Annotated in this window: 6 protein-coding genes; 3 read left to right on the top strand and 3 right to left on the bottom strand. The window is 61.6% G+C overall.

Annotation, left to right across the window (positions count from 1 at the left end):
- Nucleotides 1–162: 162 nt before the first annotated feature.
- The 3 genes from ACFPUZ_RS07385 (at nucleotide 163) to ACFPUZ_RS07375 (ending at nucleotide 10,984) form a co-directional block, all read left to right on the top strand.
- On the top strand, nucleotides 163–2,382 hold the full coding sequence (locus tag ACFPUZ_RS07385; RefSeq protein WP_377001168.1) for a HelD family protein: 2,220 nt from the start codon (nucleotides 163–165) through the stop codon (nucleotides 2,380–2,382).
- A gap of 122 nt (nucleotides 2,383–2,504) precedes the next feature.
- Nucleotides 2,505–6,137, top strand: coding sequence for a hypothetical protein (locus tag ACFPUZ_RS07380; RefSeq protein ID WP_377001166.1), 3,633 nt, complete (start codon nucleotides 2,505–2,507; stop codon nucleotides 6,135–6,137).
- A 20-nt stretch (nucleotides 6,138–6,157) separates the two neighbouring features.
- Complete coding sequence (locus tag ACFPUZ_RS07375; RefSeq protein ID WP_377001164.1) at nucleotides 6,158–10,984, top strand: DEAD/DEAH box helicase; 4,827 nt, start codon at nucleotides 6,158–6,160, stop codon at nucleotides 10,982–10,984.
- A 142-nt stretch (nucleotides 10,985–11,126) separates the two neighbouring features.
- Here ACFPUZ_RS07375 and ACFPUZ_RS07370 read toward each other — a convergent pair whose 3' ends face one another.
- The 3 genes from ACFPUZ_RS07370 to uvrB all read right to left on the bottom strand — a co-directional run bounded on the left by ACFPUZ_RS07370 (nucleotide 11,127) and on the right by uvrB (nucleotide 14,183).
- Nucleotides 11,127–11,567 carry a universal stress protein gene (locus ACFPUZ_RS07370; RefSeq protein WP_377001162.1) on the bottom strand — a complete coding sequence of 147 codons (441 nt, stop codon included), beginning with the start codon at nucleotides 11,565–11,567 and terminating at the stop codon, nucleotides 11,127–11,129.
- Between the two features lie 63 nt (nucleotides 11,568–11,630).
- Nucleotides 11,631–12,086, bottom strand: a complete 456-nt coding sequence (locus tag ACFPUZ_RS07365; protein ID WP_377001161.1) for a universal stress protein — start codon at nucleotides 12,084–12,086, stop codon at nucleotides 11,631–11,633.
- A 9-nt stretch (nucleotides 12,087–12,095) separates the two neighbouring features.
- Nucleotides 12,096–14,183, bottom strand: a complete 2,088-nt coding sequence (gene uvrB, locus ACFPUZ_RS07360; protein ID WP_377001159.1) for an excinuclease ABC subunit UvrB — start codon at nucleotides 14,181–14,183, stop codon at nucleotides 12,096–12,098.
- Nucleotides 14,184–14,231 lie beyond the last annotated feature (48 nt).

Genomic DNA, 14,231 nt, shown 5'->3' with positions numbered 1-14,231 from the left:
CCGAGGAGTTGACCCCCGCTGCGGCGGGGGTTCTCTTCGTGGTGTCTCCCCTTGCGTTGGCACGTGAACTTATCGGCCGTCCGCCGTTTCCCCAGGTCGCGGTCTGTGACAGGAGTGGTTCACGTGCCAACACCACCCTGGCCCCGCCACGCGCTATCCTGGATGGTCCGTTCTTTTCAGGAGGTTCAGATCCAGGTGAGCAACCACAACGAGATCGCCCACGAGCAGGCCTACGTTGATGACCTGTTCGCGCGTCTCGACGCCGAGGTCACCGCCGCCAACGAGCGACTACGCCAGGTGCAGCTCGAGGTGGACCCGGCCAACCCGGACGCCGACGCACTCATCCGCCGTGAGACCGAGTACCACGGGCTCAATGCGAGGCTCGACCGACTCAACCTGGCGCAGCTGGGTCTCGTGTTCGGGCGCATCGACATCGACGATCCCGACACCGTCCCCGAGAACCCCGTCCCCGGCCATCCGGAGCTGGACCGTCGCTACATCGGTCGCATGGGTCTCGACATCCGCGAGGAAGGCTACCGCACCCTCCTCCTCGACTGGCGCGTCCCCATGGCCCGCCCCTTCTACCTGGGCACCACCGCGCAGCCGGAGGGCGTGCACCTGCGCCGTCACATCCGCACGCGGGTCCGCGCGGTCACCGGCATCGACGACGAGTGGCTCTCGGGACCCGACGCCGGGCTCGGCCGCGGGGGCGTGGGCAGTGAATCCGCGCTGGTCCAGGCGATGCAGGCCGCGCGTACCGGCCACATGACCTCGATCGTCGAGACGATCCAGCGCGAGCAGGACCTCATCATCCGCGACGGCACCCGCGGCGTCATGGTCGTCGAGGGCGGCCCCGGCACCGGCAAAACGGCCGTCGCCCTGCACCGGGTGGCGTACCTCCTCTACACCGCACGCGAGCAGCTCTCGAAGTCCGGCGTGCTCATCGTCGGCCCGAATTCAACCTTCCTCGAGTACATTTCGCGCGTCCTGCCGGAACTCGGCGAGACCGGCGTGGTCCTCTCCACCATCGGCGATCTCTTCCCCGGTGTCTCCGGAAGCGCCCCGGAATCCCTGCTGACCAGGGAGATCAAGGGCTCGGAGGAGATGGTGACCATCCTGCGCGAAGCCGTCCGCGCGCATGAGACGCTCCCCGCCGCTCCCGTCGAACTCACCCACGGCTCGCTCCGCCTGCTTATCGACGCCCCCCTCGTCAAGGCCGCCCGCACCCGCGCCCGCCGCTCGCGACGCCCCCACAACGAGGCGCGCGCCATCTTCGCCGAGCACCTCATCGAGTCCCTGGCCCTCCAGCTGGCGGAGAAGATCGGCGCCGACCCCCTCGGCGGCGCGAATCTGCTCTCCCGGGCGGACATCGACCAGCTGCATGATGACCTGGCGGAGGAAGGGGGCGTCGAGAAGCTCGTGGAGGAATTCTGGCCGGAGCTGACCCCCGAGGACGTGCTGCGCGGCCTGCTGGAGTCGCGGGAGGCGATCGACCTCGCCGCCGCCGACTACGACGAGGAGACGCGGGAGGCGCTGTGGCGACCGGACGGTTCGCCGTGGGCGGCCAGTGACGCCGCGCTTCTCGACGAGCTCGCCGTCCTCATCGGCCTGCCCGACACTGATGAGGACGCCGCCACCACCGAGGACGACATCGAGGACGCGCAGGACCTGCTCGACATCCTCGAGTCCTCGGCCTCCGTGGATGACGATGACCTCGGCGACATCTTCGACGCCGAACACCTCGCCGCCGGAGACGTCATCGACGCCAAGACCCTCGCCCAGCGCCAGCTCATCCGCGACTCCCGCTCGACCGCCGAACGCGCCCGCGAAGACCTGCAGTGGGCCTACGGGCACGTCATCGTCGACGAGGCGCAGGAGCTCTCCCCCATGGAATGGCGCATGGTCTTCCGCCGCAGCCCCGCGCGCTGGATGACACTGGTCGGCGACACCGCCCAGACCGGCTCCCCCGCTGGCGTGGACACCTGGGCCGCGACCCTCGAACCCTACGTGGGCAGCCGCTTCCGCCACCACGAACTGACCGTCAACTACCGCACCCCGGTGGAGATCATGGAGGTGGCCAACCAGGTGTTGGCCGTCATCGACCCCGCGGCGACCCCGGCCGTGGCGATCCGCGAGTCCGGGCACGAGGTCGTGTGGCTGCCCGCAGGTTCCATCCCGGAGGTGCGTGACGACGGCCTCACCCAGGTCATCACCCCCTCCAACGTTTCCGAGATCAAGGGCCTCGAGTTCGACCACGTCATCGTGCTCGACCCCGCCCGCATCGTCGAGCAGTCGCCCCAGGGTTGGCAGGACCTCTACGTCGCTGTCACCCGCGCGACGCAGACGCTGACGGTGGTGGGTGAGTGGCCGGTGTCCCCGTAGGCCACACGTTTGTTCCAATTTGCGCTCCCTCCGTCAGCTGCACTGGATAAGGTTAGACATATCCAATTCCGGGGACAGTGACTGAAAGAGCACAAGTGACAAAGGGACAACGAGCAAGAACCGTGCGCGACCTGGTCGAGGAGTCCGAGGGCTTCGGAACCCTCACGGAACGAATGGGCGCGGCTGAGCGCGAGCTCTCCTGGCGGATTTCTCCCATTGACAACAAGGGCACAAAGGTGGCGCTCCCGGATCCGCTTCTGGCTGCGGACATGGGACTTACAACCGACGAATACCGATGGCTCCTCGGGTTGCTGGGTGAGGCACTCCAAGGTGTCATCCAGTACCCGCTAGCCGTCGAGAAGCTCATCGACGACTTTCCCCTGGTATTCATCGCAGGACTCACAGGAACCGCCCTTCTGAACTCCTCAGATAGTTTTTGGGGCGAGTTCCGAAAGCTCATCGGTATCCGGGATAGCAGTCGACTGGAGTCGATTGTGCGCAGGGACCTCCACCGAATTCTGCAGCGCAAGAAGCTGGCTACCTTCACCACAGCCGACCTCTCCGGGCGAGATTACGTGGGAACTATCGAATTGCATTCCGTGCTTCCCAATCGCTACCTGAGTAGCGTTCTTTCGTACCTCGGCGACTTACACACCAGAAACCTACATTTCCCTGATTCGGACGACTGTGGGCACTATGCCGTCAACGAGTTCTCCCATCAGGCCCGGAACCACGGGATCCCCGTCGCTGTACACAACCTCGCTACTCACATCCCCGCCAGAGCCGCCGACGTCATTTCCCGCATCGAAGAAGTCCGCGCCTACTTCTCTCAATCAGGGGTAGATCCCGCAGATTTCCAAGGCACCCACGGGCTGCCGGAACCACTGTTTACGCATTTGGTCCACTTGGTCACTTCGGGTGGGACTCCCCTCAAGGAGGAGGCAGCGGCCGCTGACTCCTCTGTCGAGCTCGAACAGCCATATTTGTCGCTGGATCTGGAAGGAATGGCATTACGCGTCGTCTTCCCGGCCATTCCCCGAGGTCTATACCGTGAGGGAGAACTTGCCCCCTGGATGGTGCATATCGACGACGAAATAGTGAGCGTGATGCCTGACTTCGACTGGTCGACCGGTGGATTTGAGAGCACTTCTTTGGTCCTTGACAAGCCGTTCTCTCGGCTGTCACTCCTCCTCCCCGACGGAACTCCAGCCAAACTGGGGCTGGAGATCAACCGGCAGTTGCCCTTCCTGATCTTCCGTTGGGACGGTGGACTGCGTGCTAACCAGAGCAAGCTAGGCATCCAAGATTCCCTGGTTCTGGCTCAGACTCGAACCGTGCTCGACGCTTCCATGAGCATTAACTCCCTGTTTTCTCCCGAGGACTTAGGCCCTGTCCGCGGATGGCCAGGATGGTCCGTCCGGCGAGCACCGGCCGATGGGCTGAAGTCGCTAACCGTCAAGCAAGGTGCCCACAGAATTACCCTCTCCGTAGATCGGAAGGTGGAGGCTCAGTGGGTGGACAAGGATGCCACCATCCCGTATCTCAAGGGCCGCGACCTCCAACCTGTGTTTTCCAAGTCCCCCCAGATCCTTATTCCATCCGACCAGTCTCTCTGGTCTCTGGAGTACTTCTTCGTTGATTCCGAAGGGAACCGCGAGAGCTTCGACTACTACGAGGTCGAGGATGACTACCGGGACACGCCATTCGCCATCTTTGACGAGCTCGATGATCCATGGGTCGGACGATACGAGGTGGTGGTACGACGTGGGGAGCGAATACACATGCGACGGATTTTCAACATGGCCGAGGGATTGGGCGCCAAGCTCTCTTTCGAACAAGCCGTTCAAAGGGGTCGTTTCCGAGTCCCCCACATGCCAGAGAAAAAACCCGGCCTGTCGAGGGCATGGATTGAATTCAATTCCTCCCCCAAGGTGAGGATCAAACATCCACTTGGCTTGAAAGCGCTCGGCCCGAAACACCGTACCCGCTCTTTCTCGATCGCCAGTGCCAGTGAACCTGCGGTCTATTACCTTGATGTCCAGGTCGATGCACCTCGCCTCCAGTACCTGCTGCCGCTTCGCGAAGAAGCCACACGCTGGGCAGACAGCCCGGTGACAGTCAACGTCGACGAGCTCGCCGACAACGACGAAATACAGTTGAAGTTTCCGCAACAAGTTCTCGACGTCGAGCTTCGCGTCGTGGATTTCTCAAGCAACGGAAAATTCACTAGCTCGGAAGTCATCAGACTGTCCAGGAAAGGCAGCAGCAATGTATGGTCCTGCCCCGTTAGCCGCCTGACTGCTGTGCTAAGCACCAACTCGACTTTTCAGGTCCTCGCATCCTGGAACCTCATCACCATCGAGGACTACGTAAGAGAGGGCATGGACAAGTACGAACGCAATGCTTGGTTTAAAATTCCTTCTGCACAACGCCCCGATCCTCGGCAGCGAGCAACCGCACTGTTGTTCTCTGTGTCCCGAAAACCCCTGTTGTCAGGGATCGAAATCAAGAAGGATCTTCTGCACTTCCGTCTCGGGCGCCACACCGACCTACCTCTGGTCACCTGGGCTTGGAAGCTCCATGACCCGGCAGCACCTCCCGTCCGGATCAACATGACCGGCACCCACGGACAGCTGCCAACCGAGCTCGTGACAGACGGACCCCTCATCATCGACACTCGGGAAGAAGAGTTTCTGATGACGTGGGAGCCTGAGATCCCCTCCTCCCGATCTCTCCTCGTCGGAGAATCCGAGTTGGAGCCGGCTCTTGATCCGCTCAACCAGCATCGGTGGCTGTTCACCCGTGATCGCGAGCTGTTGCCGGGTGAAGTACAGAAGGTGTGGGACATTCGCGACCGAATGCACAATGTTTTGGCGCAGAGCCACAACCGCGCTCATCCGACCCTGTCCCAGTTTGACGCCACGACGCTGGAGTACCTGACCGCATCGCCCCGCATCTCGCTCGCAGAACTGGATAACAGCGAAATCCCCCGGGTACGTCAGCTCGAGGCCTTCATCCGTTCCGGTCTCGCCGTCGAGAACTTCAGCAGTATCATCACCGCCGGCGACATTCACCCGACTCCCTGGATCGGGCTGATTCAGGAGATGAATGACCTGCGGGTCCTGCAGAGCTCGCGTGCCGACGATCCCTCGACGGCGGCTGAACGCACGGAATCCGAGCACTACGTGCGGACAGTCGGCGGCCATGAACTCTGGGAGATTTTCACCGGGTCCAGTCAGGGCATCCCGGTCGTGCAGGAGCATGTGCTGAGCCCGGCAGAACTGACACTCGTGCGGAAACAGGACGTGAGCAAGCTTCGCGACAGCCTCGGCTTCTCTGCCGTGGGAGCTTCCTTCATCTCCGCTGACTCCCGTGTCGCCGCGCAATTGGTGTGGATGGAGAATCGTCGCGAGTTCACCTCGAGTTCACGAATCGGCGAGCTCTTCGGTGCTCTCCAGAACTGGGAGAACCTCGTCGACCGCCTCAATGATCCTGAGCTGAAGAAGACGGCCCGCTCCCTGGCCCTCCTCCCCGAGGAAAATCATTGTGCGACGGAGGACAACTGGCTGTTCGTGCCATACATCTCCTTCGTATCAAGTCTCCTCGCCCGGGCCGCCGCCCACCGCATCATCCGGCCTGTCAAGGAGCTGCACGAACTTCGTCATACCTGGGCCTTCTGCGCCCGACACACCCCGGAACTCGCCGCCTTCGATCTGGTCGCTGCCGAAGCAGCCGCGCTCAACGCCCGTCCCTAATCCCGGAAGAAGCACACCCCATGTCGAATGAAGATTTTCCCAGCTTTGAGGAACTGTTTCCCCCGGAGGAGTTTGACCTCCCAGAAGCTTCCCTTTCTCCCGCCGAGGCTGAGCGTCTACAAGCACTCAACGCCAGCTCTCGCAACATCGATCCCGTGGCAGCCTCCGACAGCATCATCCGGGATTACCGGAGGTACCTCAAGACGATGCTGCGCCCCAGCAACAGCAGGATTGCACAGGAATTTCACCGGGCGGTGGATGAAGCCCCCAACCTCAACAAAGGGCCGATCCTCCAGCTGACGCCTCCCTATGCTCCCGGAGCAACCGCCGAGGAGTTGATCCAACAAGGGATCCTCCACGATTCCTTCCGCTCACTCAGCCCCGTCTTTTCCCTGCAGCGTCCTCTCTACAGCCACCAGGAGCGGGCTCTGAAAAAGGTCCGTGACGGCCGGAACCTCATCGTCTCCACCGGTACCGGCTCAGGCAAAACGGAGAGCTTCCTCATCCCAATCATCGACACTCTGCTCAGAGAGCAGGCTGCTGGAACACTCGGCCCCGGAGTACGGGCACTGCTGCTCTATCCGATGAATGCGCTGGCCAATGACCAGCTCAAACGTCTTCGCGAACTGCTCGCAGACAAGCCGGAGATTACCTTCGGCCGCTACACGGGTGAAACCAAGCAGACGCTCCAGGATGCAGAGACCATCTACAGGGAAATCAACGGAGCTGATGCGAAATCCCTACCCAATGAACTGATCAGTCGAGACCAGATGCAGGAGACACCTCCGCATATCCTGCTGACCAACTACGCGATGCTCGAATACCTGCTTTTGCGTCCCGAGGACAACGCGTTCTTCGACGATGAGTACTCGAACCAGTGGCGGTTCATCGTCCTCGACGAGGCGCATGTGTACGCCGGTGCCCAGGGCACGGAGGTCGCCATGCTGTTACGCCGGCTCAAGGACCGGGTTGGACGCGACCGTCACCTACAGTGCATCGCGACAAGTGCCTCACTCGAAGGCACCGAGAAGCGCATCATGGACTTCGGAACGACGCTCTTCGGGGAGCCTTTCGAATACATCGCGGAAAATCCGCTGCGGCAAGACCTGGTTCGTGCGGAGATTCTCCGTCGCCCGAACAAGCCCACCTGGGAGCTTCCAGCCACGCTTTTCGACGCCCCCATCGGCGACGATGCCCTGTGGAACGCACTCCACGCCGAGGCTGGCCCGCGGGAACCCTATGATGTGCTCTCCGAGGAGCGGCACATCGTCGAGATCCGCGCCATGTTGGCGGAACACAGCATCTCGCTTTCCGACGTCGGCCAGAGGCTGTGGCCGGACGTCACTGTTGAAGAGGCCATGCACCGGGCCCACATGCTCGTTCTATTGGGCAGTGTAGTGCTCTCGGATTCCGGCGTCCCTGTACTGGCGGCCCGCTACCACATGTTTGTCCGCGCAGCAGAGGGTGCCTACCTGGGTTTCCGGGAGGACGGCGAACCTGTGATTTCTCTCGACAGGCAGATCACCGTCACGGGAACTGATCGTCCGGCCTACGAATTGGGCACCTGTACCAAGTGCGGAGCCGTACACGTCAACGGACTCACCGACGATGGCTATTTGGTTCCACCGGACAGCACCCGTTCCACAGACACCCCGCACTGGGTGGTGCTGTCGGAGGAGGCGCAGTCTGCGGAGTTGGACGAAGACGATCTGGAAGAACCGGAAACCATATCGGAGGCTGAGCTTCCTCCCCTCTCAAAACTCTGTGTCGCGTGCGGAAGGCTCATGGACGACACTTTCCACTCTTGTCGGAACGGACGGTGCCAGAGAAAGGAACTGATCTCCGTACGCGTGCTTCCGAAGCCGGGTGGCAAGCTTGAGACGTGCACTGTCTGTGGAGGCCGGGCACGTGATCTGATCCGCCGACTTCTCACCGACGCCAACGCTGCTCCTGCGGTTCTGACCACTTCGCTATTCCAGCTTCTGCCGGAGGCAGCTGACGAGGAATCCGCCCGCAAGGTAGGAGCAGGCAGAAAACTCCTGACCTTCTCGGACTCCCGCCAAGCGGCTGCCTATGCCGCCCCGTACCTGGAGAGCTCCTATGGACGCCTCCTGGAACGACGCATTCTTGTCGAGACGCTCGAGGACGAAGAATTTTCACAAGGTGCCCCGCTTGAGCGGTGGATCATTCGAGCGGGCCAGCTTGCCCAGAAGTCGCGTGCATTGCCAATTCGCCTTTCCAAATACGAACTCCTGGGGGAAGTGGGCCTGTGGGTGTTTACTGACCTCGCTTCAACCACCCGTCGCCTTTCAACCGAAGGAATGGGCCTCGCCCGAGTGGAGTTGGCTCCCGAGGCAATGACCCGGTTGAAATTGCTGCCCCGGCTCAACTCGCTTTTTAGTGGTGATGAACGGGCTGCCAGAGACTTCGTGAATATCCTCGTTCAGGACGTCCGGCACAAGGGGGCGGTCATCGCACCCGACTACGTTGATTTCGTTGACGAGCGGTTCGCGCCGCGTACCGGACAGCAGACTTTCCGCTTCGACGGCGGGCGCGATTCGAAGAAGCGAGTTTTTTCTTGGATTCCGCAACGCGGAACCAACAACCGCAAGAACCTGATCACAAAGGTTCTCAGGGACTTGGGCCAGGCAGGCGTCAACGATCGGAACGTCGACACCTTTTTGAAGCTCATCTGGGAAGACCTCGTAAGGTCAGAGATACTCCGCGTTCCTGACCCCAAGGATCCGAACTACGCTCTGGACAGCAAACTTCTATTTGTCTCCCCGGGTGCCGCACATGATTGGTTCGCGTGCAACACCTGTCGCACTGTCACCGCCTTCAACATCCGGGGACTGTGCCCGAACGGATGGTGTCCGGGAGCACTGGACACCGTCGACCCGGCTGATCCCGATGTGTCACAGAACCACTACCGTAATCTTGCGCAACACATGGAAATGGTTCCACTCTCCGCGAAAGAACACACTGCGCAGTGGACGCCGACAGAAGCCGCGGAAGTGCAAAAGCGCTTCATTTCCGGGGACATCAACGTCCTCAGCTGCTCCACCACCTTTGAACTCGGTGTGGACGTCGGTGATCTGCAGTCTGTGATGCTCCGCAACGTCCCGCCTCGGACCGCCAATTACGTGCAGCGTGCAGGTCGCGCCGGCCGCCGCACCGGATCCGCAGCGTTCGTCCTCACCTTTGCGAAACGCGGGGCGCATGACATGTCGATCTTCAAGGACCCGGTGTCAATGATCGACGGTGATATGACGGCGCCTTTCATCAAGATCGAGAACGACCGTATTGCCAAGCGCCATGCATTCTCCGTGGCGTTCGCTTCCTTTCTCCGCGAGCAAGCCAAACGTGAGCGCACCTGGTCACGAATCGCGGACTTCTTCCTACCTGAAGAAGAACTCGTCCGATCCAAGAATAGCTCTTTGGCGGAAAAAGGTCTCCCCTTACTGAAGGAATACCTGTCCCCGGTCCCGCAAGAGATCACCGATGCTCTCTACCGGATCATGCCGCCGGAGCTACACGAACCACTGAACCTCAGTGGCGGAGGCTGGGCGAAAGACTATCTGACTCTCTTCACCAATGTCGCTGAGGAGGTCGAAGACGATTACCAGACTCTCAGCGGGATGCGATCAGAATTACTGAGTCAGGGACGTGGCACCACCGCTGACGCCTACAAGTTCACGATACGTACCCTAGTTGACCAGCACCTACTCGGTTATCTGGCGAAGAAGAACTTGTTGCCCAAATACAGCTTCCCGGTTGACACGGTCGATCTCCAGACAAACTTCTCTGACGCTGGCAGCAAAATCAACCTGTCGAGAGATCTGCTCCTGGCCATCAGTGATTATGCCCCTGGGTCACAGGTGGTAGCCGGCGGACATTTATGGGAGTCCGCAGGCATCCGCCATCTGCCAGGGAAGAAGCTGCACAGTTGGAGCTGGACCGAGTGCCCACACTGTCACCACATCCAGACCTCTATGACAGAATTCATAGCGGGCGACGAATGCTCGCACTGCCACGGTCAGCTGTCGGTGACGGCCGCGAAAAAGTTCCTCATTCCGACCTACGGCTTCGTGGCCAGAAAAACTCCGCGGAATGTTGGAATGACGCCTCCACGCCGTCATTGGGGACGCATTGAGTTTGTTCAGAAATTCGGCTCCGAATCAAACGCCATGGAGTATGCCGATCGAGAAAGCCTCGAAAAGGCGCAGGTGCTCATCCGTTACTCCGAGCGCACAGAAATGGGTGCTCTCGAGACCGGTTCGAACCAACGCGGATACTGGTACTGCGACACCTGTGGATTCGCCGCTCCCGTCGAAAGCGCTAGACCCAAAGAACACCAGAATCCCCGCACCCAAGCATTGTGCCGTACCTGGCCGGAAGCTCGCTCTCTGGGGCACACCTACCAGACGGACATCACACACATCTCCGTCCCGACTTTTCTCAGAACTGACTACGCTGATTGGCGACCCGCGATGTACGCCCTCATTGAGGCGGCATCCGAAGCATTAGAGATTAACCGCGACGACCTCAACGGGACCATGGCCACGCATGACGGTGTCCCCACGATTGTTCTCTTCGACACGGTTCCGGGCGGTGCCGGCATCACCAACAAGGTGAGAGAGGCTTTCCCGAAGGTTGTGGATGCAGCGATTCGGCGCGTGTCCAACTGTGGCTGTGGCGTTGACACCTCGTGCTATGCCTGTCTGCGGTCATACTCCAACCAGAGGTTCCACCGAGAACTGCGGAGGGACCTGGCTCTCGACCTGCTCATGCACATGAAGCAGGCGGTGGATGCTACTCCGACGGTAAAAGCTCACCTCCAAGGGTGAATAGCCGATGTAAGTATCGTCACGACACTCCGAACCGGGACAGGTACCTGCGCTCTGGTTGATCAGGGTGCAAGTGCATGACCTAGAGGTAGAACGCCGACGGGCCCGGGACCAGCAGGTTCCGGGGCCGTCGATAAGCTGTTTAGTCGACCGTGTGGACGATCATGACGTCACAGTCGGACTGGCGCGCAACATCCGCGGGGACGGAGCCCAGCAGGCGGCCGGTCAGGGAGTTGATGCCGCGGTTGCCCACGACGAGCAGGTCAGCATTGTTCTCGTTGACGATGGACATGAGAGCCTCGACCGGGGTACCCGGGCGGACGGCCTTCTCGATCTTGGTCGCGCCGGCTGACTTGGCGGCCTCCTCGCCGGCGGCGAGGTTCTTCTGGGCGGTCTCGTCGCCGAGAATGGTGACGGAATCCTGACGCAGGGTCTTGGATGCGTCCTCGTTGTTCTCGTAGTAGGCGCAGCCGATGATGAGGGTGGCATCGAAGGCGGCAGCAATGGCGCCGGCGCGCTCGACGGCCAGCAGGGAGGACTTGGAGCCGTCAGTGCCGACGACGATCTTCTGGTAGGTGCTCATGAACCTCTCGGGACCTTTCCTCGGGATTGATTTGTTGACCGCCAGTTTAACAACGATTGTCGACTAAATCCGGTCCTGTGCTGTATTCACGATCATGACGTTGACCGTGGAGTTGCGCACGACCTCGGTGGGAATGTTGCCGAAGACACGACCGGTGAGGGTATTGACGCCCCTGTTGCCCACCACCAGCAGGTCGACGCCGAGCTCGGCCACCTCCTTGGTGAGCGCGGCCGCGGGTGCCCCCGCGATCTTGCGGAGCTCGATGCGGGTGGCCCCCTCCTGCTTCGCGACGTCCGCGGCCGTGCGCAGGTGGTCGTCGGCAACGTCCTCCTCGACGATGGGGACGGAGGAGACGTCGGAATGCGGGGCGTTGAGCAGGGATCCGGAGGCGGCGTACCAGGCGGACATGATGATCAGCTCGGCGTCGTACACGCGCGCCAGGCTGGCGGCGGCGCGGACGGCCTCGAGGGAGGAATCAGAACCGTCGGTTCCCACGGCGATCTTGGAGTAATTGATCATATGATCATCCTACATACCAAGATCCTTCATGCCGCGCAGCTCCTTTTTCAGATCGAGGATCTCATCGCGCAGGCGGCCGGCCAGCTCGAACTTGAGCTCGCGGGCGGCGGCGCCCATCTGGGCGGTGAGGTCGTCAATGAGCTTCTGCACCTGCTCGGCCGGCATGTCCTCGACGTTTCGCTTCTCGACGACCGCCACATCCCCCGCCTCACCCGAATCCCCGGTGTCATAGACCTGGTCGAGAATGTCGGCGATCTTCTTGCGCAGCGGCTGCGGGTCGATGCCGTGCTCCTTGTTGTAGGCGATCTGCTTCTCCCGTCGCCGCTCGGTCTCCTCGATGGCGTGTGCCATGGAGTCCGTGATCTTGTCGGCGTACATGATGACCTCGCCGGACACGTTACGAGCGGCGCGGCCGATGGTCTGGATGAGGGAGGTGGCGGAGCGTAGGAAGCCCTCCTTGTCGGCGTCGAGAATCGCGACGAGGGAGACCTCGGGCAGGTCGAGACCCTCGCGCAGCAGGTTGATGCCCACCAGGACATCGAATTCGCCGAGGCGCAGCTGCCGCAGCAGCTCGACGCGCTGCAGCGTATCGATGTCCGAATGCAGGTAGCGGACCTTCACCCCGTTCTCCAGGAGGTAGTCCGTGAGGTCCTCGGCCATCTTCTTCGTCAGGGTGGTGACCAGGACGCGCTCGTTCTTCGCGGTGCGCTCGCGGATCTCGTGGATGAGATCGTCGATCTGCCCCTGGGTCGGACGGACCGTCACCTGTGGGTCGACGAGGCCCGTCGGGCGGATGACCTGCTCGACGAACTCACCCCCGGCGGCCGCCATCTCATAGTTGCCCGGCGTGGCCGAGAGGTAGACCGTCTGGCCGACCCGCGCCTCGAACTCCTCCCAGGTCAGCGGGCGGTTGTCCATGGCAGACGGCAGGCGGAACCCGAATTCCACGAGGTTGCGCTTGCGCGACATGTCTCCCTCGTACATGCCGCCGATCTGGGGGACGGTCACGTGCGACTCGTCAATGATGGTGAGAAAGTCCTCGGGGAAGTAGTCGATGAGTGTGGCCGGCGCGGTGCCCGGTCCACGGCCGTCGATATGACGCGAATAATTCTCGATGCCCGAGCAGAAACCGACCTGCTCGATCATCTCCAGGTCATACTCCGTGCGCATGCGCAGACGCTGGGCCTCGAGCAGCTTGCCTCGATTCTCCAGGTCGGAGAGTCGTTCCGCCAGCTCCGCCTTGATGTCGGCGACCGCCTTCTCCATCCGCTCGGGGCCGGCGACGTAATGGGTCGCCGGGAAGATGCGGATCTCGTCGACCTGCCGGATGACGTCCCCGGTGAGCGGGTGGATGTAGTAGAGCGCGTCGATCTCATCGCCGAAGAACTCCACGCGCACCGCCAGCTCCTCGTACGCCGGAATGATGTCGACCGTGTCGCCCTTCACCCGGAAGGTGCCGCGCTGGAAGGCGATGTCGTTGCGGTCGTACTGGATGTCCACCAGCAGGCGGAGGAAGCGGTCGCGCTCCACCTCCTCGTTGACCGCGAGGACCACCGACCGGTCGAGGTAGGACTGCGGGGTGCCCAGGCCGTAGATGCAGGACACGGAGGACACCACCACCACGTCGCGGCGGCTCAACAACGAGGATGTCGCCGAGTGGCGCAGGCGTTCCACGTCCTCGTTGATCGAGGAGTCCTTCTCGATGTAGGTATCCGTCTGCGCGATATACGCCTCCGGCTGGTAGTAGTCGTAGTAGCTGACGAAGTACTCGACTGAGTTGTTCGGCAACAGAGTCCGCAGCTCATTCGCCAGCTGCGCCGCCAGTGTCTTGTTCGGCGCCATGACCAGCGTCGGACGCTGCTGCTTCTCGATCAACCACGCCGCCGTCGCCGACTTACCCGTACCCGTGGCACCGAGCAGCACAATGTCCCGCTCCCCCCGGTTGAGCCGCTCGTCGAGCTCCTTGATTGCCTGCGGCTGATCGCCCGCCGGCTGATAGTCCGAGATGACCTCGAATTGCCCGTCACTGCGCTCGATCTCGCCTACCGGGCGGTGCTCAGAGTGCGAGAGGACGGGTTGTTCTGCTGCGAAAGCCATGCAACCAGGGTACTCCGTTGCGGGGATCGCTTATCGACAGATCCTTCC

It is taken from the genome of Corynebacterium nasicanis (assembly GCF_042658165.1).
GTDB lineage: Bacteria > Actinomycetota > Actinomycetes > Mycobacteriales > Mycobacteriaceae > Corynebacterium > Corynebacterium nasicanis.
The sequence above is the reverse complement of the archived record's forward strand: the minus strand, read 5'-3'. Positions and strand labels throughout refer to the sequence as shown.